The following is a 23,039-nucleotide window of genomic DNA, read 5'->3' on the forward strand; positions in this document are numbered from 1 at the left end:
TACGAGGATGATCCTCCGCCTTGCGATCGCACGCACCAGACGCCGCAGGCCCCGCCCTCCGGGCGGACGGAGCTACTTTCGACACACGCCCTAGACCGCCGGCGCCTTCGGCAGCATCCGTATGGAGTGCCACAGCTCCTGCGCGGTCGTCCGCCACAGCAGCCCGTCCGGGTGGTGCAGCACCGCGGTGATCTCGTCGGGGGTGGGCGGCTCGGTGTTGCCGCGCAGGTAGACGGACCGCAGGCCGAGGTTCCGCAGCCGGGTGAGGGCGCGGGCGCGGTTCGCGGCGTGCACCAGGAAGCGGACCGTGGCGCCGTCGCCCGCCGGACTGGGCAGGCCGATGGCGACGACGACGCTGCCTGTGGGCAGGCGGCAGAAACCTCCAGTGGACATGCGGAACCACTCCCCCGTGGAACGACTGTCGGTGAAACGAGTTGCGGCCGTGGTCGACGGGCCGCACGAGGCACCTAAACACGATCGGCCGCCGCCCGCTAGGGGGCGACGGCCGATCATGCGCTGACCTGGGCTGATGCTCAGGCCATCAGGGTTACTTCTTCGTCGACGGACCGACCTCGACCGTGATCGTCTGGCCGTTCTTCGGCTCCTTGACGACCTCGATCTTGGTGTTGGTGTCCGTGGTCAGGACACCGGCCCGCGGGTTCTCGGAGGTCCAGTAGGAACCCTTGCGGTCGTCGAAGACCGGGTTGCCCTTGAGCGACGGGACGACCGTGGCCTTGTCCTGCTTGTGCAGGGTCATGCCGTCGGTCCGCGCGATCGTGAACGGCGAGTCGTACGCCTGCATGCGACCACGCATCAGGGTGCCGTCGTTCCACCTCAGCGGAGCCGGGTGAGAGTCGATCGGCAGGACGCGGCCCTTGCCCGGGTGCTGGGAGGTGTTGTTGTCCTTCTGGGACAGGTCCCACTTCCAGATCAGCAGGCCGTTCTGGTACGCGTAGTGCTCGACCCAGCTCGCCTTGTCACCGGTGAAGCCGAAGTTGTACGGGCCGACCTTGAGGGTCTTGTCGTACGACACGTACTGGCGGTTCTCGGCGATGTAGTACTGCTCGTACTCCTTGGTGAAGGAGGCGCCGACCCGCGAGAAGCCCTTGGTGGCCCAGCCGTTGTCACCGTTCTCGGCGTCGTCCGAGAAGACCGGGGCACCATCGGCGTTCACCACGAGGCTGTCGGCCGCGAAGCCCTTGCCGCCCGCGCCGCCGTCCGTCTGGTAGCGGAAGCGGAGGTCGACCTTCTTGCCCGCGTAGGCGCCGAGGTCGTACGAGAGCTTCTTGTACGACGTGGAGGCGCCGGTCAGCGCGGTGGCGCCGGAGGCGTCCTTCGGCAGCGCGACGCCGTCGGCGGTGCCGTCGAGGGCGTTCCAGTTGGCGCCGCCGTCGGTGGAGACCTCGGCGTACAGGAAGTCGTAGTCCTGCTCGATGTCCCACCAGCCCTGGAGGTCCAGGGAGGCGGAGGACTTGCCGGTCAGGTCGACCGAGCGGGTGAGGGTGTTCTTGAGGTTGTCACCCATGCCGCTCCACCACTGGGTGGCACCCTGGGCGGGGGCGACGACCTCGGTGGTGATCTTCTCCTTGGGCAGCTCGACGACGAGCGCCTGCGGGAGCTTGGTGTTGTACTCCGAGACACCCAGCTTGTGGGTGGTCTTCTTGGAGCGCTGCGCGTCGCTGACCTTGTCGTAGTTCAGCCAGCCGAGCTGCAGCTTGTCCCAGGCGCTCATGTCGCCGGGCAGGTCACCGATCGCGTCCTTGCCGGTGCCGAGCCACGAACCGGAGGACATGAGAGTCCAGAAGCCGGTCGAGTTCTCGCCGCCCGCGGTGTCGTAGTGGTCCGGCAGACCGAGGTCGTGGCCGTACTCGTGGGCGAAGACACCGAGGCCGCCGTTCTCGGGCTGCATCGTGTAGTCGCCGACCCAGATGCCGGTGTCACCGATCGGGGTACCACCGGAGCGGTTCTGCGACGGGCCGGTCTTGCCGTTGTCCGTGCCGTACGCGTACCAGCGGTGCGCCCACAGCGCGTCCTCGCCCTGCGCGCCGCCGCCGGCCGACTCGTCCTCGCCCGCGTGGACGATCTGGAAGTGGTCGATGTAGCCGTCGGGCTCGTTGAAGTTGCCGTCGCCGTCGAAGTCGTCGCGGTCCCACTGGTCGTAGGAGGCGAGCTCTTCCTTCAGCTGCGCGTCGGTCTTGCCCTGGGCCTTCTGGTCGGCGACCCAGGCGTTGACGCCGTCGCGGACCGTGTCCCAGACGTTGAGGCAGTTGCTCTCGCCGCAGTAGTTCGAGCCGTAGCGGGCCTCGTTGTACGGAACCTTCACCCAGCTGGTGACGGTGCCGTCGACCGAGTAACGGCCGGACGAGGTCTGCTCGTAGTACGTCTTCAGGGACTCCTTCGGCTGGCCGGTGGCCTTGTCCTTGCCGGTGCCGAAGTACAGGTCCTGGAAGTGCTGCTGGTTGTAGTCGGCCTTCCAGTCCGTGGAGTTGTCGTTCGCACGGTCCGGCTTGGCTATGGAGTTGTGCAGCGGGCCGGGCGTGCCGCCGTACTTCGGGTCGACCTGGTCGCCGAACTCGACGAGGATCGTGAAGATCTTGTCGGTCTTCTCGCGGCCCAGCTCGACGTACTTCTTGTTGCCGAGCTTCACGACGCTGGAGCCATTGCGCTTCTCGACCTTGGCGTCGCCCTTGAGGACGGCGTCGAGGGCGGCCTTGCGCTGCTGCTCGCGCTGCTTGCTGTACGGGCCCTCGAGGTCGTGGTCGACCTCCGTCTTGTCGACGGCCTTGGCCCGGTTGGCGGCCACGGCCGCCGGAGTGGTGTCGGAGTCGGCAGCCCACGCCGTTCCGAAGGTCGAGGCGGTGGCGGCGGTGGCCGCGAGCGCCACGACGACTGCGGACGCCATGATCGTCCGTCGTCTGTTGGTCACTTGTCTTCGTCCTCCCCGGCGCGCTCACCCGGCGGAATCGGTGGGGTGTCCGCCCAGGCGGTTGTGCGCGTCACAAGTGACGACATTCGACCGGAGTTGACGAAGAAAAACCAGATCTTGACTTGAACAGGCCAAGTGCACTATGCAGGACCGTTTTTTCAATAGTCGGACTCCCGCAGGCCTCTGACGATCACTCGCACGGACGCACAGGAGGTGTATAGGGCGGCACGAGAGGCCGCCCGTCGGCCGGCGCGGGGCGCGGCGGGGCAGCGAGAGCGCGGTCGGCGGGGGGAGGGAGGGGGAAGAGGAGAAAGACGGTCGGCGAGACGCGGTCAGCGGGGCACGGTCAGTGGGGCACCGTCACCACGACGGTCTTGGCCGCCTTGTCGTGCAGGCCCTGCTTGTACGGCTTGTCCAGCAGGATCAGGATCAGCAGGAGCAGCGGCCACAGACAGGCGCAGCAGATCAGGGCGGGCAGCCAGAGCACGAACGCGCGGACGAGGGAGGCGTTCATCGGCGGCGTGGAGCCGTCGTTGAGCATCGCGACCCGCAGCTTGAGCCACTTCTTGCCGAGCGTCTGCCCCTTCTGCGCGACCATGACCGCGTCGTACCCGACGTACGCGACGATCGTGATCAGCTGGAAGATCAACTGACTCCCGCCGTTGAAGCTGTTGACGGCGTTGTTCCAGTCGTCGTTCCGGGTGACCCGCTCGTAGATGTGGAACGGGATGCCGATGATGGCGAGCGGGATCGCGACGATCAGCCAGTCGAGGACACGGGCGGCGATACGGCGCACGGGCTCGGCGAGCGGGGGCATCCCGGCGAGGGGGTCGGCGCCGTAGCCGCCGTAGCCCCCGTACTGCGGGGGCGGGGGCGGCATGCCGGGGCTGTCGTACGGGTTGCCGGGCGGCGGCGGTCCGGCCGGGGGCGGTCCGCCAGGCGGAGGGCCACCGGGCGGAGGGCCCTCGGGGGGCGGGCCCTCGGGGGGCGGGCCGCCGGGCGTGGATCCACCGGGGGGCGGGCCGGACGGCGGACCCGGGGGCTTCTTGCCGAAGGGGTCGTCTTCGGGAGGCTGCCCCGGGGGCGGCGGCGGCTGATCGTTGCTCATGGGGGCAGTGCATCCCGGGCGGTCGGGCCCCGCAACGAATCGGCCCCCGTCCGGGTGAACGGCCCCCTGAGGTCTCCGGACAGACCTCCGGACGACCGCTACCCGGCGGCGACGAAGGTACCGGCCGCCTTGTCGTGCCAGCACTGCCGCCACGGCCGGTCGAACAGGCACCAGAGCACGTTGACCACACCGATCACGAGCAGCCCGAGCACCCCGTAGACCAGCCACCGGCGCAGGGCCGCGCCGAACGTGGGCGGTTCGTGCGCCTCGATGTCCCGGACCTGGATCCCGCACAGCTTCTTGCCTAGCGTGCGGCCCCACTTGGCGGTGGGCAGCGCCTCGTAGACGACGCCGAGGAGGAGGAAGGCGGCGAGGATGATGCCGAACTGCGCGGCCGTCGTGGAGTCCACGAGCCAGACCTGGACGGTGACGCCGGACTGGCGGGCCGTCTCGATCTTCTCGTCGATGTGGTCGAGGGCGGCACGGCCCAGCGGGTACGCGACGGCCCCGAGGGCCGCGCCGAACACCACGCCGTCCACGATCCGGGCCAGCAGCCGGCGGCCGAGGCCGGCGGGCCGGGCGGCGGCCTGTTCCCGTACCGCCGCCAGGAACGGGTCCTCGACCGGCGGCTTCCAGGGGGTGACGGGCTGCTGCCCGCCGGCCTGGGCGGGTTGCGCGGGATGCGGGGCCGGGGCGGGGCGAGCCGCCTGGGGCACGGGCGACGGCTGGGCCTGCCGCGCCGGCTGCGCGACCCCGGGGGTCCGGGAAACCTGCGGAGTCCGGGGAGTCGGAGGGGACTGCTGCGCCCAGGGTGAAGACGCGGGCGCGGAGTTGACGGCTCCGCCGGCGAGCGGTCCGGGCGCGGCGGCCTGGTGCCCCTCGGGCCAGGCGGGCGCGGGGGCCGGGGCGGCCTCCTGGCGGGCGGGGGCCGGGGTCGCGGGGGCGGGCCGGTCCTGCGGCGCGCCGGCTGTCGGACGGGCGGTCTGCGGCGGCACCGTACCCGCGCCGTGCCCGCTGTCGGCGGCGGCCGGAGCGGCTCCGGCGGCGGGCCAGGCCGGGGCGGCGGCCGGTTCGGCGTGGTCGCCCGCGGCGGGCCAGGCGGGCGTCGCCGGGGCCGCGGCGGGGGTGGCCCGGGGGCCGGGGGCCTTCAGGGTGGTGGTGGCGTGGTCGCGTGCGGGCTCGGGCGTCGGCGCGGGGGCGGGCAGGGGCGCGGACGCGGACGCGGGTGACGCCGCGGGCGGTTCGGCCTGGCCGCCGGCGGCGGGCCAGGCGGTGGGCGCCATGCGCGGGTCGGCGGTGTCGGGGTGGCCCCAGGAGACCTTCTGGTCGCGTTCGCCACCGAAGCCGGTCTGGCCGGAGGTGGTGGCCTGCCAGGCGGAGGAGGGTTCGGGGTCCTCGTCGAAGAAGAGGGGCCCGGTCTCCTCGACCGCGGGCACGGCGGGGGTCGCGGGAGCCACGGGGGCCGCGGCGGGCTCCGGTTCCGCCGGGGCGGCCGGGCCCGGCATCGGCGCGCCGGAGGCCGGCGGGGCGGGCGGGGTCTCGCCCTCCTGGGGAGCCGGCCGGCTCGTACCGGGGACCCACGCGCCGCCGTTCCAGTAGCGGATGTAACCGGGGATGGACGGGTCGGGGTAGTAGCCCGCCTGCGGTACGTCCCCGCCGCCTCCAGGTGGAGTAGCCACTGCCCCGACTCCGTTCAGTCACAAGGTCTTGATCCGCGCGGGCGCCCGGCGCCCCAGGGAGGACAGTAACGAAGAACGCCCCCGCGGGGACAAGGAGCCCGCCAGAAAGCCCGCTTCCGGGGGACGCCCGCGCGAAAAGGTGACGCACAGTGATCCTCGGGCCCGCGTCTCCGGCGGTCGGCGGAGGCCCGGAAAAATTTCTTCGGAAAATTCTCCGAAGTCGCGTCATAGTCCGGCCCGACCCCGCTCTCTCCATGTGACGGCCCGCCGTGGGCCGCGCGGAGAGAGGCGAAACCATCATGCAGAACACCGACGCCACCGTGGTCGAGCGCGAGCTGGAGATGAAGCTCGTGGTGTCCCCCGAGTGCTCCGTCCCCGTCCCGGCCCGGCTGGCCTACCGGACCGACGACCCGTACGCGATCCACATCGAGTTCCACACCGGCTCCGAGTACCCGGTGCACTGGACCTTCGCCCGTGAACTCCTCGTCGAGGGCGTGTTCCGGCCCTGCGGGCACGGCGACGTCCGGATCTGGCCGACGAAGGTCGACGGCCGCAGCGTGATCCTGATGGCCCTGTCCTCCCCCGACGGCGACGCCCTCCTGGAGGCCCCGTCCGCGCAGGTGTCCACCTGGCTGGAGCGGACGCTGCGCGCCGTCCCGCCGGGCACCGAGACCGACCGGCTCGGCATCGACGACGGGCTCGCCGCGCTGCTCGCCGCCACGGTCGTCGTGGACGAACTGTGGCTGCGCGACCCGTGGGTGACGGACGAGTCCGCCGAGGACGACCGGTGAGGCGCGCCGGAGCGGTCCGGGGACGACGCGCGCGTACCCGCACTCGTACGCGTACGGCACCACGCGCGCGTACCCGTGGTCGTACGCGTACGGCACCACGCGCGCGTACCCGTGCCCGTGGGCATGCCGGTTCCTGCGCCCGTGCCGGTGCCTGCGCCCGTGCCCGCGCCCGTACGTCAGAAGAGCTTGCCCGGGTTCAGCAGGCCCAGCGGGTCGAAGGTCCGCTTGATACCGCGCTGGAGTTCGAGTCCCACCGGCCCGAGTTCGCGCGCCAGCCACTCCTTCTTGAGCACGCCCACCCCGTGCTCCCCGGTGATCGTGCCGCCCAGCGCGAGCCCGAGCGCCATGATCTCGTCGAAGGACTCCCGGGCGCGCCGCGACTCGTCCTCGTCGTCGGGGTCGAAGCAGACGACCGGGTGGGTGTTGCCGTCGCCCGCGTGCGCGCAGACGCCGATGGTCAGCCCGTACGTGGCGGCGATCTCGGCGGTCCCGGTGAGCATCGCGGAGAGCTCGGTGCGCGGCACGCAGACGTCGTCGATCATCGTGGCCGGCTTGATGGTCTCCAGGGCGTTGAGCGAGAGCCGGCGGGCCTGGAGGAGGAGTTCGGACTCGGCGGCGTCGTCGGCGGGGACGACCTCGGTGGCCCCGGCGGCCCGGCACAGCTCCCCCACCGCGGCCAGGTCGGCGGCCGGATCCGGGGTGTCGAAGGCGCACAGCAGCAGCGCCTCGGTGGTGTCGGGCAGACCCATGTGGGCGAGCCGGTTGACGGCCCGGACCGTGGTGCCGTCCATCAGTTCGAGGAGGGACGGGGTGTGGCCCCGCTCCATGATGGCGCAGACGGCCTCGCAGGCGGCCTCCGCCGAGGGGAACTCTGCGGCCAGCGCGAGCTGCGCGGGCGGCTGCGGCTTGAGCGCGAGCACCGCCCCGACGACGATGCCGAGGCTGCCCTCGGAGCCGACGAACAGCCGGGTCAGGTCGTACCCGGCGACGCCCTTCGCGGTGCGCCGCCCGGTGCGCAGCAGCCGCCCGTCGGCGAGGACGACGTCGAGACCGAGGACGTACTCGGCGGTGACCCCGTACTTCACGCAGCACAGACCGCCGGACGCCGTGCCGATGTTGCCGCCGATGGTGCACGTCTCCCAGCTGGAGGGGTCCGGCGGGTAGTACAGGCCGTGTTCGGCGACGGCCCGCGACAGCACGGCGTTGACCACACCGGGTTCGACGACGGCGATCCGGTCGACGGGGTCGATCTCCACGATCCGGTCCATCTTGACCAGGGACAGCACGACGCAGCCGTCGGAGGCGTTGGCTGCGCCGGACAGACCCGTGCGGGCACCCTGCGGGACGACCGGGACACGGAGCGCGGTCGCGGTGCGCAGGACGTGCTGGACCTGTTCGACGGTGCGCGGAAGCACGACGGCCGCGGGGGCGCCGGCCGTGCAGAAGCTCGCCATGTCGTGGGCGTAGGAGGCCATGACGTCGGGGTCGGTGAGCACGGCGTCGGCGGGAAGTCCGGCGCGCAGCCGGGTGTGGAGTCCGTCCGTCCGGCCGGGTCCCTCGTGAAGATCGTCCATGGGTCCAGCCTGGCACCCGGGGCCATCGGTGTGAACCCGCCGGATCGGCCGCCGGTGTGCTCTTCACGCGGCGGCGGGCGGTTGCACAGTGAGCGCCATGAGACCCGAGAACGTGTCGCGGACGGTCCTCGCCTCCGGTGTGGGCGCGGTCCTCGCGGCGGCGGCGCTGGCGTACGTGCCCGAGCTGATCGTCTGGTCCCCGGCGGCCCCGCCCGGACCGGCGCGGCGGGCGGAGCTCGCGGCGGGGGCGGGCGCGCGGGCGGAGCTGCCCGATCTGGTGGCGCTGATCGGCGACCGGGAGCGGTGGGTGCGGAGGCACCCCGCTGACGACGCGTCATGGGCGGTGCTCGGCACGGCGTATACGGAGCGCGGGCTGCGGCGCGCGGATCCGGCGGACTTCCCGCGGGCGGAGCGGGCGCTGAAACGTTCCCTGACGGTCCTGCCGGCCGCCCGGGGCAACCTGGACGCCCAGCAGGGGCTCGCGGCGCTCGCCAACGCGCGCGGGGACTGGGCGACCGGCCGGGAGTGGGGCGAGCGGGTGCGGAAGGCGGCCCCGAGACGCTGGTCGGTGTATCCGGTGCTGATCGACGCGTACGACGGGCTCGGCGACTACAAGGCGGCGGAGCGGGCCACCGGGACGCTGACCTCCCTGCACGCGGGGTCGGCGGTCGGCGCGGGGCGCACGGCGGACTTCTATCGCGTGCGTGGCTGGCGCGAGGACGCGGGCGCGGCGGCGGTGGACGCGGTGGCGCTGGCCCGGACGCCCGCGCAGAAGGCGGACGCGCTGGCGCGGGCGGGGGATCTGGCCGCGGAGCGGGGCGAGCCGGCGGAGGCGCTCGCGCAGTACGGGGCGGCGCTGGGGCTCGTACGGGAGCACGGGCCGTCGCTCGCGGGCCGGGCGCGGGCGCGGGCGGCGCTCGGCCGGACGGCGGAGGCGATGGCCGACTGGCGGACGGCGGTGGCGCGGCTGCCACTGCCGGAGTACCTCCTGGAGGCGGGCGAGCTCGCCGAGGCGCTGGGCCGGGACGCGGAGGCGCAGGCGCTGTACGGGCGGCTGCGGGCGGCCGGGGCGGGGCGGTCGTGGGAGCGGGCGGAGGCGGTGTTCGGGCTGTTCGAGGCGGACCACGGCGATCCGGCGGAGGCGGTGCGGCGGCTGCGCGTGGCGTGGGCGCGGGGGCACCGGTCGGTGCGGGTGGCGGACGCGCTGGGCTGGGCGCTGTACCGGGCGGGCGAGCCGAAGCAGGCGCTGCCGTACGCGAGACGGGCCACGGAGGAAGGGCTGCGCAGCGCGCTGTTCGCGTACCACCGGGGGGAGATCGAACGGGCGCTGGGCGAGAGCGGGGCGGCGCGGCGGCGTCTGACGGAGGCGGTGCGGACCGATCCGGCGTTCTCGCCGCTGTGGGCGGCGCGGGCGCGGGGGGCGTTGGCGGAGCTGGGTGAGCCGTCGGACGAGCTGCCGGATCTGGTGGGGTCGGAGGGGCCGAGCGCGCCGGACAAGGTGGCGAAGCGGAAGGGGAAGAAGGCGCCGCGGAAGGCGGGTGCGGGGCGGTGAGGTCTCGTGGTGGGTGGCGCGGGGGTCGGGGAGGGGGTCGGGAAGGGGGCATATGACGTGCGTGGCACCCCGGGCGAGCCCCCCGTAGCCGCCCGCCCGGGGCGTACGAGGGCCTGCCCAGGGCGGGGATGGCCCGGGCAGGCCCTCGTAGGGGAGGCGCCGGTTCAGGGAAGGCGGCGCGGAAGGGCGTCCTGGTGGATGCCCTCAGGGGAGCGGTCAGAGGTTGCCGCGGCGCTCCTGCTCGCGCTCGATCGCCTCGAACAGGGCCTTGAAGTTGCCCTTGCCGAAGCCCATGGAGCCGTGGCGCTCGATCATCTCGAAGAAGACGGTCGGGCGGTCCTGGACCGGCTTGGTGAAGATCTGCAGCAGGTAGCCGTCCTCGTCGCGGTCGGCGAGGATCTTCAGCTCGCGCAGGGTGTCGATCGGGACGCGGGTCTCGCCGACCCACTCGCCGAGCGTGTCGTAGTAGGTGTCCGGGGTGTCGAGGAACTCGACGCCGGCGGCGCGCATCGCGCGCACGGAGGCGACGATGTCGTTGGTGGCGAGGGCGACGTGCTGCACGCCGGCGCCGCCGTAGAACTCGAGGTACTCGTCGATCTGCGACTTCTTCTTCGCGATCGCCGGCTCGTTGAGCGGGAACTTCACCTTGAGGGTGCCGTCCGCGACGACCTTCGACATCAGCGCCGAGTACTCGGTCGCGATGTCGTCGCCCACGAACTCCTTCATGTTCGTGAAGCCCATGACCTTGTTGTAGAAGCCGACCCACTCGTCCATGTGGCCGAGTTCGACGTTGCCGACGCAGTGGTCGATGGCCTGGAAGTAACGCTTCGCCGGCGGCTCGACGATCGGCTTGGCGGCGACGTAACCGGGCAGGTAGGGGCCGTCGTAGCCGGAGCGCTCGACGAGGGTGTGGCGGGTCTCGCCGTAGGTGGCGATGGCGGCGAGGACGACGGTGCCGTGCTCGTCCTTCACCTCGTGCGGCTCGGTGACGCTGGTGGCGCCCTGGCCGATGGCGTACTCGTACGCGGCGCGGGCGTCCGGGACCTCGATCGCCAGGTCGATCACGCCGTCGCCGTGCTCGGCGACGTGCTTGCCGAGGAAGGTGCCCCACTCGGTGGAGGGCTTGATGACGGAGGTGAACACGAAGCGGGCACCGCCGCTGGCCAGGACGTAGCTGGCGGTCTCGCGGACGCCGGTCTCCGGTCCGGAGTAGGCGACGAGCTGCATGCCGAAGGCCGTGGAGTAGTAGTGCGCGGCCTGCTTGGCGTTGCCGACGGCGAAGACGACCGCGTCCATTCCCTTCACCGGGAAGGCGTCGGCGTCACGCTCGGTACCAGGGGTGTGATCCAGGGTCTCAGTCATGACAGCAGAGTCCCGCCGACCGGCAAGGTGCGCAATAGTTTGCAGTTCCTCTGGTCAATGTGCGCAGCGACCGGCCAGTATGGGCAGGCGACTTGTACATGATGACCATCAGGAGGCCGTCGTGGCGATCGATCATCTGGACGGGCGGCTCATCGTGCTCCTCGCCCGGGAGCCCCGGATCGGGGTCCTGGAGGCGTCGCGGCGGCTCGGCGTGGCCCGTGGCACGGTGCAGGCGCGGCTGGACCGGCTTCAGTCGAACGGAGTCATCCGCGGATTCGGCCCGCAGGTCGAGCCGGCGGCGCTCGGCTATCCGGTCACGGCGTTCGCCACCCTGGAGATCAAACAGGGGCAAGGCGCGGACGTGCGGGGGCACTTGTCGACCGTGCCGGAGGTCCTGGAGCTGCACACGACGACCGGGCACGGGGACATGCTGTGCCGGCTCGTGGCCCGTTCCAACGCCGATCTCCAGCGGGTGATCGACCGGGTCGTCGGTTTTGATGGCATCGTCCGGGCCTCCACGGCGATCGTCATGGAGAACCCGGTCCCCCTGCGGATCATCCCGCTGGTGGAACAGGCCGCGGAGGACCAGCCGCCGCGGTGATCCCGCCGGAGGCGGCGCGTGAGCTTCTGGGAGTACCTCGTCAGCCGCCACCAGCAGCTGCTCACGGACGCGTACCAGCACGCCAGCGCCGTCTTCCAGTGCATGGTGATCGCCACCGCGCTCGGCGTCGCCCTCAGCGTCCTCACGTACCGCAGCATGTGGGCGGGCAATCTGGCGATCCTGTCCACGGCCTCGCTGCTCACCATCCCGTCGCTCGCGGCGATCGGTCTGCTGATCCCGCTGGTCGGCCTCGGGGTGCCGCCCACCGTGATCACCCTGACGCTGTACGGGCTGCTGCCGGTCGTCCGTAACGCGGTCGTCGGGCTGCGCGGGGTGGACCCGAACCTGGTGGACGCGGCGACGGGCATCGGGATGTCCCGGGCGGCACGGCTGCTGCGGGTCGAACTGCCGCTCGCCTGGCCGCCGATCCTCACCGGGATCAGGGTGTCGACCCAGATGCTGATGGGGATCGCCGCCGTCGCGGCCTATGCCTCGGGGCCGGGGCTCGGCAACGAGATCTTCCGCGGCATCGCTTCCCTGGGCAGCGCCAACGCGATCAACCAGGTGCTGGCGGGCACGATCGGGATCGTGATCCTCGCGCTGCTCTTCGACGCGGCGTACGTCCTGCTCGGCCGGCTGACGATTCCGAGGGGGATCCGTGTCTGAGCCCTCCCCGGCCGGGACCGCGGGCACCGCCGGGACCGCGGGCACCGCCGGGACCGCGGGCGCCGCCGGGACCTCGGGCGCCGCGGGCGCGGGACCGGCCACCGCCACCATGCCCGGGTACGTACCGCACCCCGTACCGGACTCCGCGTCGGGGGCGTCCATCGAGCTGGAGGAGCTGACCAAGCGCTATCCGGGCAACCCGTACCCCTCCGTCGAGAACGTCAGCATGGAGATCAAGGCGGGCGAGACAGTGATCTTCGTCGGCCCGTCCGGCTGCGGGAAGTCCACCACCCTGAAGATGATCAACCGGCTGATCGAGCCGACCAGCGGCCGCATCCGGATCGGCGACGAGGACGTCACCGACATCGACCCGGTGAAGCTGCGCCGCAAGGTGGGATATGCCATCCAGTCCTCGGGCCTGTTCCCGCATATGACCGTCGCGGAGAACATCGCGCTCGTCCCGAAGATGGTCGGCTGGTCCAAGTCCCGGGTGAAGGACCGGGTGGAGGAGATGCTGGACCTGGTCGGGCTCGACCCGCGCGAGTTCCACGACCGGTACCCGCGCCAGCTGTCCGGCGGCCAGCAGCAACGGGTGGGCGTGGCCCGGGCGCTGGCGGCCGATCCGCCCGTCCTGCTGATGGACGAACCGTTCGGCGCGGTCGACCCGATCACCCGCGACCACCTCCAGGACGAGCTGATCCGGCTCCAGCACGAGCTGCACAAGACGATCGTCTTCGTCACCCACGACTTCGACGAGGCCATCAAACTGGGCGACCGGATCGCGGTGCTGCGGGAGCGGTCGCACATCGCCCAGTTCGACACCCCCGAGGCCATCCTCACCAACCCGACGGACGACTTCGTCTCCGGTTTCGTCGGCGCGGGCGCGGCGCTCAAGCGGCTCAACCTGACGCGGGTCCGGGACGTGGGGGTCGCCGACTTCCCGACGGTGACGGTCGACGACCCGCTCCAGTCGATCTTCAACGCGCTGCGCCAGGGCCCGCACAACGAGCTGCTCATGCTGGACCGGCGCGGCCGGCCGTACAAATGGCTGCGGCGCGGCGATCTGATGCGGGCCAAGGGCTCGCTGGCGCGCGCGGGGACGCTCGTCCACGACACGGTGACCCGGGACGCGACGCTGCACGACGCGCTGGAGGCGGTGCTGATCGACAGCGGCGGGCGGGTCGCGGTGACAGGGCGGCGCGGGGAGTTCACCGGGGTGGTCGACATGGAGACCCTGATGAACTCCGTCCACGAACTCCTCGAAGCCGACCGGCTCACCGCGATCGAGCACCAGCACGATCTGGAAGAACACCGGGCCCACCTGACGGAGCAGGAGCTGGAGGGCGGCGAGTGAACGGGCACGGTACGGAGCCGGGGGGCGGCCCCGGGGCCGGATCCGGGCCCGGACCAGGGCCGGGCGGCGGGGCCTTGGGGGGCAGGGGCCTGGCGGGGGTGCGGCCGCCGGGCGAACACGAGGTCCGGGGGCAGGCGTTCCACCACGGCGGGCACGCGGCCGTGGTGGTGGAGAGCCCGGCCGAGGAGGAGCCCGCCCCGCGGCCGGCCGCGCCCCGGCGCCGTATCACCTGGCCCAAGCTCCTCCTCGTGCCGTTGTTCGTGATGGCGATCGTGCTGGCGACGGTCCTGTGGATCTCCCAGGCGAACCTGGACTCCATCGCCCGCAACGCGCTCGCGGGCGGCAATGTGCAGCTGCGGCTGTGGCAGCACGTACGGCTGACCGCGATCTCCACCTTCTGGGTGCTGCTCCTCGCGATCCCGCTCGGCATCGCGCTCACCCGCCGGGGCCTGCGCCGGGCCGCTCCCGTCTTCACGACGCTCGCCAACATCGGGCAGGCGACCCCGGCGATCGGCCTGCTGGCACTCCTTGTGATCTGGCTGGGCATCGGTCCGTCGACGGCGATCCTCGGCATGGTGATCTACGCGGTGCTGCCGGTGCTCTCCAACACGGTGGCCGGGCTGCGGGCGATCGACCCGCAGCTGGTGGAGGCCTCGCGGGGCATCGGGATGTCGGCGTTCGGCACGCTCGGCCGGGTCGAACTGCCGCTCGCCGTGCCGCTGATCCTCGCGGGGGTGCGCACGGCCCTCGTCCTCAACGTGGGGACGGCGACGCTGGCGACCTTCGGCGGGGGCGGCGGGCTCGGCGACCTGATCACCTCGGGCATCCAGACCCAGCGGATGCCGGTCCTGGTGCTCGGATCGGTCCTGACGGTGGCACTCGCGCTGATCGTGGACTGGCTGGCCTCGCTCGCGGAAGTGGTGCTGACGCCGCGGGGGCTGGAGGCCGGGGCATGAGGGGCGGGGCGGGGGTACGCGCCGCGGGACTGGCGGGGGCACTGGTCCTGGCGGCGCTCGCGGTGTCCGGCTGCGGGCTGAAGAGCGGATCGCCGATGGTGGACGACGTGACACCGGGCAAGCTCGGCCAGGGCGAGCCGCTGAAGGGCGCCTCGCTGACGGTCACCTCCAAGAACTTCAGCGAGAACATCATCCTGGGCCAGATGATCGGGCTCGTCTTCAAGGCGGCGGGCGCCGAGGTCCTGGACCGGACGAACCTTCCGGGTTCGATCAGCGCGCGCGAGGCGATCGTGAAGGGCGACGCCGACGCGATGTACGAGTACACGGGCACCGGCTGGATCACGTACCTCGGCAACTCCGCGCCCATCCCCGACCCGCGGCGGCAGTGGGAGGCGGTGCGCGACGCGGACCGGAGGAACGGGGTGGTGTGGCTGCCGCAGGCGGCGATGGACAACACGTACGCGCTGGCCGTCAGCCGGAAGAACAACGAGAAGTACCACCTGCGGACGCTCTCGGACGCGGCCGCGCTGTCGCGGAAGGACCCGTCGGCGGTGACGGTGTGCGTGGAGAACGAGTTCGCCTCGCGCGACGACGGCCTGCTGGGCATGCGGAAGGCGTACGGGATGCGCCTGCCGGCGGCGAGCATCAAGAAGATGGACGCCGGGATCATCTACACGCAGGTCTCGCAGTCGCACGCGTGCCTGCTGGGCGAGGTGTACACGACGGACGGCCGGATCCGGGCGATGGACCTGACGGTCCTGGAGGACGACCGGCACTTCTTCCCTCACTACAACGCGGCGCCGGTGGTGCACGCGGCGACGTACGAGAAGTACCCGGCCCTCGCGAAGCTGCTCGACCCGGTGACGGCGAAGCTGTCGACGGCGGTGGCGCGGGAGCTGAACGCGCAGGTGGACGTGGACGGGCGGGACCCGCACGACGTGGCGAAGGAGTGGCTGCTCAAGGAGGGCTTCATCAAGGCGGGTTGAGCCGTCGGGCCCCTCCGGAGCGAGTTGCAAAGAAGTTCTGCAAAAAAGCCTTGCAGAGAGTCCTTTGCAACTCTACTGTGGAGTCATGCCCGAGAACGAGAACGAGAAGGTGAACGAGACCGCGCACGCGCCGCAGAGCGAGCAGGGGAAGCCCTCCTCCGCCGAGGGCGCGCCCGCGCCGCCGGAGAACCACGTCCTCAACCCGCGCTCCCTGCGAGCCCTCGCCCACCCCCTGCGCATCCAGATGCTGCGCGCCCTGCGGCACCAAGGACCGGCCACCGCGTCCCAACTCGCGGAGAAACTGGGCGAGTCCAGCGGTGCCACCAGCTACCACCTGCGCCAGCTCGCCGCCCACGGCTTCGTCGAGGACGCGCCGGAGCTCGGCAAGGGACGAGAGCGCTGGTGGAAGGCGGCGGTCAGAGGCACCACCTTCGACGGAGCGCTCGACAAGGACCCCAACCCCGAGGTCCAGGGCGCCGTCGAGGTCTACCTCCACGAGATCGCGAACATCCACACCCAGGAGCTCAACACCTACCTCGGCACCCGCGACCACTGGGACGAGATATGGCGGGATTCCTCGGACATGAGCGACTTCACGCTCCACCTCTCGGCCGAGCGCGCGGCCGAGCTCAACCAGAAGATCCACGACCTGATCGACGGGTACCGCGACAGCGCCGGCGCCGAGGACCCGGCGACCCAGCGGATACGGATGCACCTGCACGCCTTCCCGCAGGACGGCGTCAACTGACCAGCCGGGCCGTGGCGTTCGTTTGACCCGTACGCCACGGCCTCCACCGCACGACGTCCACTCCCCCGCACAGCCGATCCACCACACCCCGTCGCACCACAGCCGACCGGAAGGGTCCTTCAGCCATGCACTCCGACGTCCACCTCACCCTGCACCGTCTGACCGCCACCGAGCTCCGGCACACCGCCGACACCGCCGCCCCGATGGTTCCGTCCGCTCCGGTACGGGTCCAACTGGGCTGGAAGCTCGTCGAGTTCGGCCTCAAGCTCGCCGTTCCCGGGACGTCGCGCGCCGCGCTCGCCGGCCGCGCGCTGTCCGCCTGATGCCCTGACGCCTGACCGTCACCCGGATTCCCGCTCGTCCGCCTGACCGTCGCCCGGCTTCCGCTCGTCACGCCGCCCGTCCGCCGTCCCGCCTGCCCACGCGCCGGCCCACGCGCCGGCCCGGCCGAGCCGCGCCTCCATCGCCGGCATCACCTCATCGCCTTCATCGCCTTCATCGCCTTCATCGCACCCATTGCATCCGGGGGAAGCATCGTGCGCCTACTCACCCATGCCCGCACACCGCTGGTCACCGTCCTGTCGGCCAACACCGTCTCGATCAGCGGGAACTCACTCACCCTGATCGGTGTCCCGTGGTTCGCCCTGGAGACCACCGGGAGCGCCGGCAAGGCCGGTCTGGTCGCCTTCTGCGCCGCCGCCCCCGTCGTCGTCTCCGCTCTCGCGGGCGGACCCGTCATCGACCGGATCGGCCGCCGCCGGGTCTCCATCGCCTCCGACCTGGTCTGCGCCCTCGCGCTCGCCGCGATCCCGCTGCTCAACCAGGCCGGAGTGCTGCGGTTCTGGATGCTGTGCGCGCTGATGGCGGTCACCGGTCTCTTCCACGCCCCCGGCGAGACCGCCCGCAACGTCCTCATCCCCGACCTCGCCCGGCACGCCGGTACCCCGCTCAGCCGGGCCGCCAGCCTCTACGACGCCGTCTCGCGCGGCGCCCGGATGATCGGCGCCGCCGTCGGCGGTCTGCTGGTGGCGGCGCTGGGCGCCGACACCGTGCTGTACGTCGACGGCGCCACGTTCCTGGTCTCGGCGCTGCTCGTCCTCGCGGGCCTGCGGGGCATCCCGTCGGCCGAACCCCATCGCGACGCACCGGCGTTGAACCTCACCGCCTACCGCGCCGACCTGCGCGAGGGCTACTCCTTCCTGCTGCGCAACCGGCTGCTGCTCGCCGTCAACCTCATGGTGATGGTCACCAACGGGCTGGCCATGAGCTGGAGTTCGGTCCTGATGCCGATCCACGCCCGCGAGGAGCTCGGCGGAGCGTCCGCGCAGGGCCTGCTGGTCGCCGTCTTCGGCGGCAGCGCCCTCGCCGGCGCGCTGCTCTACGGTGTGCTGGGCCATCACGTCCCGCGCCGGCCGGTCTTCACCGTCGGCTTCCTGATATCCACCGCGCCCATCCTCACCGCGGCCTTCACCGACACCATCCCGCCGATGGTCGTGGCGGCGGCGTTCGGCGGGCTCGGCGCCGGGGTGCTCAACCCGATCCTCAGCACCGCCTTCTACGAGGTGGTCCCCGACGCGCTGCGCAGCCGCGTCGGCGGCGCGAGCACGGCCGCCGTCCTGCTCACCACCCCGCTCGGCGGCCTGGTCGCCGGCCTCCTGGTCGACAGCCTGGGCATCACGGCGGCGCTGCTCCTGGTCGGCGGGTCGTTCTTCCTGGCCACCCTGTCGCCGCTGGTGTTCCCGGTCTGGCGCGAGCTGGACGCCCCGGCCAAGATCTCCGAGGACGGCGGTGCGGCCGGCCCGGCTAGCAGCTCGGGACCTTCGACTCCTGTCCCTGCTCCAGAGAGTGAAGCGACGACACCGCGTCGCTGAGCGCGGTGACGGGGACGAGCCGCAGGCCCTTCGGCAGCTCGCTCTGCGCCTGGGAGCACTCGCCCTTCGGCACCAGGAAGACGGTGGCGCCGTCACGGGCGGCGGCCTGCGTCTTCAGGGCGACACCGCCGACGGCGCCGACCGTCCCGTCCGGGTCGATCGTGCCCGTACCGGCGATGGTCCGGCCGCCGGTCAGATCGCCGCCCTTCCCATTGCCGTCGATCTTGTCGACGATGCCGAGGGAGAAGAGCAGTCCGGCGCTGGGGCCGCCGACGTCGGCGAGGTGCAGGTTCACCTTCACCTTGTTCGGGTCGAGCTTCAGATAGTCGAGGGCGGCCAGGGAGGCGGCGTCCTGCGACTCCTTCATCTCGCCGAGGTTGTGCTTCTGGATCTCCTGATCGGACTCCCCCGTCGGATAGACGGAGGACTTCGGCAGCACCGCCCGGTCGGTGCGGAACCAGGCGTCGGCCACCTCGGAGAAGCCGATGGACGCGGACGGCCCGGTCGCCAGGATCGTGGTCATCCGCAGCTGGCCCTCGGTCGGGCGGACCGGGGCGCCGGAGACGGTGATCACCTCGCGGCCCTGGTCCTTGCCGAGCACGTCGGCGGTCGTGCCGGGCTGCGCGATGGCGAACGGCAGCGGCGCGAACCCGGCGGCGGCGAACAGTCCGGCGACGGGCAGCGCGCACAGCGCGAGGGCACGGGCGCGGGGAAGACGGGCGAGTCGGGAGAACACGCCCCCAATCTACTGGTCGCCCGCCGGAAGCCGCCCGCACACCCGCCAGGGCCCCGGCCCGCCGCGAGGCCGGGCGGGGCGTTTCCTCAGCGCCGGGCGCTCCGGGCGCACCCCGTGTGGGCGTCGAAGAAGGCGCGCAGGCGCCGGCGGAGCGCGGCCAGGCGGGCGGCCGGGTCGGCGGTGCCGACGAGCGCGGCCCGCGTGGCGGAGGTCACGAGCCCGGCGGCCTGGAGAGCGGGGACGAGGGCGGCGTAGTCGGTGAAGGCCCAGTGGCCGCTGCCGGCCAGCAGGGCCCGCTCTCCGGCGCGCCCGGCCCAGGAGCGGGTGAGGCGGCCGGCACCGTCGAAGCCGTCCGTACGGAAGAGGAGGAGGGGGCGGTCGAAGCCGTCCAGGGGGTCGAGGTCGAGGTAGCCCTCCAGGTTCGCCACCGCGCGGACGCGGCGGTCGGCGTGGGCCGTCGAGACGGCGGCGGTGCCGCCGGCCGAGTGGCCGTAGATCCCGGTGGTGGTGGCCGGGGGCAGGCCGGCGAGTCCGTCGCCGAGGACCCGGTGGAGGACGAGGCGGAGGTCTCCGACCCGCGTGTCGATCATGGTGCGGAAGGTCGCCGGGTCCGGTTCGCCGCGCAGCACGGTGTAGCGCATTCCGCCGGGCAGGTCCACCTGGCTGGCGTCGCCGGGGTGGTCGACGAGGACGACGACCCGGCCGTGGCTGGCCAGGTCCTCGGCGAGGCTCGTGCCGAGGGTGCGGGAGTCCCCGCCGCCCGGGCTGTACAGCAGCGCGGGCAGGCGCCCGGGCAGCGGCGGCGCGGCCAGGTGCCCGTGGGTGAGGACGGCGCCCCAGTCCACCGTGCCGGGCGCGGGCAGGCCGGGGTGCACGAAGGGTGCCAGGTCGGCGAATTCCCAGGCGGCCGCCGGGGTGAGCTGGGGGACGCGGGGGCGGCCCTGGATGTCGCGGGCCGGGTACAGGACGGTGAGCATCACCTCCCGCGCTCCGCCCTCCCAGGGGTCGGTGCGGGTCGGGTCGGTGAGGTGGACGGTGCGCAGGCCGACGGGGTGGGGCCCGGTGGGCGCGGGCAGCCGGAGCACGGGCCCGGCCGTCGGCGCCGTCGCCGCCCGCGCGGCCGTGGGCAGGAGGGCGGTCGCGGCGCCGAGCACGGCGCCTTGGAGGAGAGTGCGTCGAGAGGTCATGCGGGCATCCTGGGTCCGGGGGCCGGGGTGGCACGACGCTTCAGGCCCTGTCCGAAAGGCGGGCGGAAGAGGGGGAGTCGCGGTAGTGCCGGGCTTGCGTATCCATTTCACGGCGGCCGATGTCGCCCGCGTCCGCTTCGCGCCGCGTCCGGCGCCGCTGCAGGAGTTGCACGCGGCCCTGGCGACGGCGGTCATGCCGGGCCGGGACCCGTTGTTCGACCACTGGCGCGGCCGGGTCCTGCGCGCCCTGCCGGCCGCCGCGGACCCGCTCGCCGACCTGGTGCCGGCCGACCGCCCGCCGGTTTTCCTGGACGTCCTCGCCGACACCCTCGACGACAGCTTCGAGCAGATCCGCGCGACCCGCCCGGAGACGGTCCGCGCCGAGCTGGAGCGGGTGTACGGAGCCGGGGCGCCGCCCCGTTGGGTGCGGGGCCTGCACGCGGGCGAGGAGGCGTCCTGGCGCGCCGTGCGCCGGGCCCAGCGGGCCGCGTACGAGACGGTCCTCGCCCCGGTGTGGCCGCTGGTACGGGATCTGCACCGCGACGCGTTCGCCCGGCACGCCCTGACGGCCGCCGAACACGGACTGGCCGCCGCGCTGACGGCCCTCGCCCCGGGCTCCCGCTTCGACGGCACCGTCTGGCGGTGGCCGGCGTCCTCGCCGCGGGCCGCCGGACGCGATGTCCGGCTCGACGGCCGGGGCCTGGTGCTGCTGCCGACCTTCCGCCACCCGGCGGGCCCACTGCTCCAGGACCGTCCGGGCCGTCCCGTGGTGCTCACCTACCCGTCGGGCACCGGCCTCCCGCCGTCACCGGACGGCTCCGGCTCCGGCGTCGGCTCCCGCACCGGATCCACCGCCTCGGACGATCCGCTCGCGCCCGTTCTGGGCCGTACCCGGGCGGAGTTGCTGCGGCTGCTCGCCGAGCCCCGCTCGACGACGGAGCTGGCCCGCGCGCTGCGGGTGAGCAACGCGACGGCGTCCGAGCACGCGGCGGCGCTGCGCGCGGCGGGCCTGGTCCGGACGGCCCGCGCGGGCCGTTCCGTACGCCATGAGCGCACGGCGCTGGGGGAGTTGACGGCGGGCACGCGCCCCGCCGGGCCGGGGTCCGCGTAGGGAAATCCCTACTTCGTTCCTGAGGGTTGCGGCAGTGCCACGGGGCGGAGCAACGTGATCGACTGCTCGTGGCGATACGGGACACGGGATGCGGGATACGGGTCGGCGGAGGGTGGACGATGAGAGTCCGGATCGGGTACGCGGCGTGGATCGTGGGGGTGGTGCAGTTCTTCGTCGTCCACGGGATCGCCGAGTCGGCGTGGACCACCCCGTACAGCTGGGCGCACAACAACATCAGCGACCTGGGCAACGCCGTGTGCGCCCTCCGGTCGGAGCCCGAGCCGCGGTACATCTGCTCACCCGAACACGGTCTGATGAACGGGTCGTTCATCGCCCTCGGCGTGCTGTTCCTGCTCGGCGTGGTGCTGACGGGCGGGGCGCTGTGGCGCCGGGGTCCGGCCGCCATGGCGGCTCGGGTGCTGCTGGCCGGGGCGGGCGCGGGGTTCGCGCTGGCCGGACTGGCCCCGGCGGACGTCAACGAGAACACGCACGTCCTGGGCGCCCTCTTGATCATGCTGCTGGGCAACGCCGGTCTTGTGCTCACCGGGTTCGTCCTGGTGCGGGGCGTCCCGGCGACGCTGCGGTGGGGCGGTGTGGTGTGGGGCGTGGTGGCGATCGCGGCGTTCGGACTGTTCCTGTCCCGCACCTACCTCGGCCTCGGCATGGGCGGCATGGAACGGGTTGCCGCACTGCCGCTGCTGGCCTGGGTGCTGTCCGTCGGCGTCCACGGTCTGACCGACCGCGCGGCGCGTGCGTCCCGGGCGGTGCCGGCGGCGCGGGGGCGGCTCGGTCACGACGGCTGAGCGGGCCGCGCGTCCATGGCGTACGGCGACGGGAGCGGCCGAGGCGACGGGAGCGACGGGAGCGACGGCGGCGCCGGGATCACGGGCCCGCCCCCGGAGCCGTATCCCGCCGCCCGCCAACCCCCTGACCGGGCCGGCCTGTTCGGGCGTGCCTACGACGTCAGCGCAGGGCGTCGGCGACCTCGCGGGCCGCGTCCACGACCCGCGGGCCGACCCGCTCCGGCACCGCGTCCGACAGCATGACGACGCCGACGCTGCCTTCTATGCCGGTCACGCCGACCAGCGGGGCGGCGGCACCGCTCGCGCCCGCCTCCAGCTCGCCGTGGGTGAGCGTGAACCCGGCTTCGGCGAGTTCGCCCTGGCGGGCGGCGAGGATCGCGCGGCCGGCGGCGCCCCGGTCCAGCGGGTGGCGGAAGCCGGCCCGGTAGGCCACGTGGTAGTCGGTCCACGTCGGCTCGACGACGGCGACGGCGAGCGCCTCCGCTCCGTCGACGAGCGTCAGATGGGCCGTCGCCCCTATGTCCTCGGCGAGCGAGCGCAGCGCGGGCAGCGCGGCCTCCCGTACGAGGGGGTGCACCTGCCGGCCGAGGCGCAGCACCCCGAGGCCGACGCGGGCGCGGCCGCCGAGGTCGCGGCGGACGAGGGCGTGCTGTTCGAGGGTGGCCAGCAGGCGGTAGACGACGGTCCGGTTCACGCCGAGTCGGTTGGACAACTCGGTGACGGTCAGGCCGTGGTCGGTGTCGGCGAGCAGTTTGAGGACTCGAAGTCCCCGGTCGAGCGTCTGGGAGGTCTCCGCGGTCACGACGCCCTCTCCTTCGGAGTGAGTGACGGCGGGCGGCGCTCACGGAGGGCGCGGCACCGGTCCCATCGGCGACGCACGTCAGCGGCCGCCGGCAGGACGGGGTTGCACCGGCTGCGCTCCGTGGCGGCGTTGCCACGGGGCGGTTGCTTGAGCCGGGAGAGTAGCGAGCTGCTCCGCTCAGCGGAAGACCTCGTCCAGAATCCGGGCGTGTGCGACCTGATACGCG

General features: G+C 72.8%; 22 protein-coding genes. 12 read left to right on the forward strand and 10 right to left on the reverse strand.

Translation table 11 applies throughout. The features are described from left to right. Window positions 1-90: 90 nt before the first annotated feature. The 4 genes from ABZ693_RS16685 to ABZ693_RS16700 form a co-directional block, all read right to left on the reverse strand. Complete coding sequence (locus ABZ693_RS16685; RefSeq protein ID WP_359877215.1) at window positions 91-393, reverse strand: hypothetical protein; 303 nt, start codon at window positions 391-393, stop codon at window positions 91-93. A 154-nt stretch (window positions 394-547) separates the two neighbouring features. Then, window positions 548-2,926: an immune inhibitor A domain-containing protein gene (locus ABZ693_RS16690; protein WP_359877218.1), complete on the reverse strand. Its 2,379-nt coding sequence runs from the start codon at window positions 2,924-2,926 to the stop codon at window positions 548-550. 346 nt (window positions 2,927-3,272) lie between these two features. Beyond that, window positions 3,273-3,806: an RDD family protein gene (locus tag ABZ693_RS16695; protein ID WP_359877221.1), complete on the reverse strand. Its 534-nt coding sequence runs from the start codon at window positions 3,804-3,806 to the stop codon at window positions 3,273-3,275. 326 nt (window positions 3,807-4,132) lie between these two features. Next, the gene (locus tag ABZ693_RS16700) at window positions 4,133-5,713 is read right to left on the reverse strand and encodes an RDD family protein (protein ID WP_359877223.1); all 1,581 of its coding nucleotides are present in this window, start codon (window positions 5,711-5,713) and stop codon (window positions 4,133-4,135) included. Between the two features lie 299 nt (window positions 5,714-6,012). On the opposite strand from ABZ693_RS16700, the gene ABZ693_RS16705 reads away from it, so the two are divergent. After that, window positions 6,013-6,504, forward strand: a complete 492-nt coding sequence (locus ABZ693_RS16705) for an SsgA family sporulation/cell division regulator (protein WP_359877225.1) — start codon at window positions 6,013-6,015, stop codon at window positions 6,502-6,504. Between the two features lie 176 nt (window positions 6,505-6,680). Here ABZ693_RS16705 and ABZ693_RS16710 read toward each other — a convergent pair whose 3' ends face one another. Beyond that, on the reverse strand, window positions 6,681-8,078 hold the full coding sequence (locus ABZ693_RS16710; protein ID WP_359877228.1) for an FAD-binding oxidoreductase: 1,398 nt from the start codon (window positions 8,076-8,078) through the stop codon (window positions 6,681-6,683). A 97-nt stretch (window positions 8,079-8,175) separates the two neighbouring features. Here ABZ693_RS16710 and ABZ693_RS16715 point away from each other — a divergent pair, with 97 nt between their 5' ends. Further along, window positions 8,176-9,630 (forward strand): hypothetical protein, encoded by a 1,455-nt coding sequence (locus tag ABZ693_RS16715; protein ID WP_359877230.1) that lies wholly within the window; start codon window positions 8,176-8,178, stop codon window positions 9,628-9,630. Between the two features lie 216 nt (window positions 9,631-9,846). Here the strand turns inward: ABZ693_RS16715 and hppD are convergent, their stop codons facing one another. Next, window positions 9,847-10,992, reverse strand: a complete 1,146-nt coding sequence (hppD, locus tag ABZ693_RS16720) for a 4-hydroxyphenylpyruvate dioxygenase (RefSeq protein ID WP_359877232.1) — start codon at window positions 10,990-10,992, stop codon at window positions 9,847-9,849. A 121-nt stretch (window positions 10,993-11,113) separates the two neighbouring features. Between hppD and ABZ693_RS16725 the strand changes: the two genes are divergently transcribed. From ABZ693_RS16725 to ABZ693_RS16755, 7 genes are all read left to right on the forward strand, one after another. Then, window positions 11,114-11,593: an Lrp/AsnC family transcriptional regulator gene (locus ABZ693_RS16725; protein WP_359877235.1), complete on the forward strand. Its 480-nt coding sequence runs from the start codon at window positions 11,114-11,116 to the stop codon at window positions 11,591-11,593. A gap of 18 nt (window positions 11,594-11,611) precedes the next feature. Beyond that, window positions 11,612-12,259 (forward strand): ABC transporter permease, encoded by a 648-nt coding sequence (locus ABZ693_RS16730; RefSeq protein WP_359877238.1) that lies wholly within the window; start codon window positions 11,612-11,614, stop codon window positions 12,257-12,259. A gap of 109 nt (window positions 12,260-12,368) precedes the next feature. Beyond that, a complete protein-coding gene (locus tag ABZ693_RS16735) occupies window positions 12,369-13,613 on the forward strand; it encodes a betaine/proline/choline family ABC transporter ATP-binding protein (protein ID WP_359877405.1) in 1,245 nt (414 codons plus the stop codon). A gap of 74 nt (window positions 13,614-13,687) precedes the next feature. Next, complete coding sequence (locus ABZ693_RS16740) at window positions 13,688-14,569, forward strand: ABC transporter permease (protein WP_359877241.1); 882 nt, start codon at window positions 13,688-13,690, stop codon at window positions 14,567-14,569. After that, a complete protein-coding gene (locus ABZ693_RS16745; RefSeq protein WP_359877244.1) occupies window positions 14,566-15,555 on the forward strand; it encodes a glycine betaine ABC transporter substrate-binding protein in 990 nt (329 codons plus the stop codon). Before ABZ693_RS16740 ends, ABZ693_RS16745 begins: the two co-directional genes overlap by 4 nt. 85 nt (window positions 15,556-15,640) lie before the next feature. Further along, window positions 15,641-16,303, forward strand: coding sequence for an ArsR/SmtB family transcription factor (locus ABZ693_RS16750; RefSeq protein WP_359877247.1), 663 nt, complete (start codon window positions 15,641-15,643; stop codon window positions 16,301-16,303). A 125-nt stretch (window positions 16,304-16,428) separates the two neighbouring features. Beyond that, the gene (locus tag ABZ693_RS16755; RefSeq protein WP_359877250.1) at window positions 16,429-16,626 is read left to right on the forward strand and encodes a hypothetical protein; all 198 of its coding nucleotides are present in this window, start codon (window positions 16,429-16,431) and stop codon (window positions 16,624-16,626) included. 18 nt (window positions 16,627-16,644) lie between these two features. Here ABZ693_RS16755 and ABZ693_RS16760 read toward each other — a convergent pair whose 3' ends face one another. Next, on the reverse strand, window positions 16,645-16,776 hold the full coding sequence (locus ABZ693_RS16760) for a hypothetical protein (RefSeq protein WP_359877253.1): 132 nt from the start codon (window positions 16,774-16,776) through the stop codon (window positions 16,645-16,647). Between the two features lie 63 nt (window positions 16,777-16,839). On the opposite strand from ABZ693_RS16760, the gene ABZ693_RS16765 reads away from it, so the two are divergent. Next, entirely contained in the window at window positions 16,840-18,174 is a 1,335-nt protein-coding gene (locus tag ABZ693_RS16765) for an MFS transporter (RefSeq protein WP_359877255.1), read from the forward strand. On the opposite strand, the gene ABZ693_RS16770 is transcribed toward ABZ693_RS16765, so the two are convergent. Beyond that, a complete protein-coding gene (locus tag ABZ693_RS16770) occupies window positions 18,107-18,910 on the reverse strand; it encodes a S16 family serine protease (RefSeq protein WP_359877258.1) in 804 nt (267 codons plus the stop codon). The genes ABZ693_RS16765 and ABZ693_RS16770 overlap by 68 nt on opposite strands. 86 nt (window positions 18,911-18,996) lie before the next feature. Continuing rightward, window positions 18,997-20,097 carry an alpha/beta hydrolase gene (locus ABZ693_RS16775; RefSeq protein ID WP_359877261.1) on the reverse strand — a complete coding sequence of 367 codons (1,101 nt, stop codon included), beginning with the start codon at window positions 20,095-20,097 and terminating at the stop codon, window positions 18,997-18,999. Between the two features lie 94 nt (window positions 20,098-20,191). Here ABZ693_RS16775 and ABZ693_RS16780 point away from each other — a divergent pair, with 94 nt between their 5' ends. After that, entirely contained in the window at window positions 20,192-21,208 is a 1,017-nt protein-coding gene (locus ABZ693_RS16780; protein WP_435842439.1) for a winged helix-turn-helix domain-containing protein, read from the forward strand. Window positions 21,209-21,327: 119 nt separating this feature from the next. Beyond that, the gene (locus ABZ693_RS16785; RefSeq protein ID WP_359877266.1) at window positions 21,328-22,011 is read left to right on the forward strand and encodes a DUF998 domain-containing protein; all 684 of its coding nucleotides are present in this window, start codon (window positions 21,328-21,330) and stop codon (window positions 22,009-22,011) included. A 160-nt stretch (window positions 22,012-22,171) separates the two neighbouring features. Here ABZ693_RS16785 and ABZ693_RS16790 read toward each other — a convergent pair whose 3' ends face one another. Beyond that, entirely contained in the window at window positions 22,172-22,813 is a 642-nt protein-coding gene (locus tag ABZ693_RS16790; RefSeq protein ID WP_359877269.1) for an IclR family transcriptional regulator, read from the reverse strand. Between the last annotated feature and the right edge of the window lie 226 nt (window positions 22,814-23,039).

Source organism: Streptomyces laurentii (genome assembly GCF_040635425.1).
GTDB classification, from domain to species: Bacteria; Actinomycetota; Actinomycetes; order Streptomycetales; family Streptomycetaceae; genus Streptomyces; species Streptomyces laurentii.

What these genes read in the sequence shown, in the direction of transcription:
- ABZ693_RS16685 (WP_359877215.1), bottom strand. Translation starts at nt 393, where the DNA reads ATGTCCACTGGAGGTTTCTGCCGCCTGCCCACAGGCAGCGTCGTCGTC.
- ABZ693_RS16695 (WP_359877221.1), bottom strand. Translation starts at nt 3,806, where the DNA reads ATGCCGCCCCCGCCCCCGCAGTACGGGGGCTACGGCGGCTACGGCGCC.
- ABZ693_RS16705 (WP_359877225.1), top strand. Translation starts at nt 6,013, where the DNA reads ATGCAGAACACCGACGCCACCGTGGTCGAGCGCGAGCTGGAGATGAAG.
- ABZ693_RS16710 (WP_359877228.1), bottom strand. Translation starts at nt 8,078, where the DNA reads ATGGACGATCTTCACGAGGGACCCGGCCGGACGGACGGACTCCACACC.
- ABZ693_RS16715 (WP_359877230.1), top strand. Translation starts at nt 8,176, where the DNA reads ATGAGACCCGAGAACGTGTCGCGGACGGTCCTCGCCTCCGGTGTGGGC.
- hppD (WP_359877232.1), bottom strand. Translation starts at nt 10,992, where the DNA reads ATGACTGAGACCCTGGATCACACCCCTGGTACCGAGCGTGACGCCGAC.
- ABZ693_RS16735 (WP_359877405.1), top strand. Translation starts at nt 12,369, where the DNA reads ATGCCCGGGTACGTACCGCACCCCGTACCGGACTCCGCGTCGGGGGCG.
- ABZ693_RS16745 (WP_359877244.1), top strand. Translation starts at nt 14,566, where the DNA reads ATGAGGGGCGGGGCGGGGGTACGCGCCGCGGGACTGGCGGGGGCACTG.
- ABZ693_RS16750 (WP_359877247.1), top strand. Translation starts at nt 15,641, where the DNA reads ATGCCCGAGAACGAGAACGAGAAGGTGAACGAGACCGCGCACGCGCCG.
- ABZ693_RS16755 (WP_359877250.1), top strand. Translation starts at nt 16,429, where the DNA reads ATGCACTCCGACGTCCACCTCACCCTGCACCGTCTGACCGCCACCGAG.
- ABZ693_RS16760 (WP_359877253.1), bottom strand. Translation starts at nt 16,776, where the DNA reads ATGCCGGCGATGGAGGCGCGGCTCGGCCGGGCCGGCGCGTGGGCCGGC.
- ABZ693_RS16775 (WP_359877261.1), bottom strand. Translation starts at nt 20,097, where the DNA reads ATGACCTCTCGACGCACTCTCCTCCAAGGCGCCGTGCTCGGCGCCGCG.
- ABZ693_RS16785 (WP_359877266.1), top strand. Translation starts at nt 21,328, where the DNA reads ATGAGAGTCCGGATCGGGTACGCGGCGTGGATCGTGGGGGTGGTGCAG.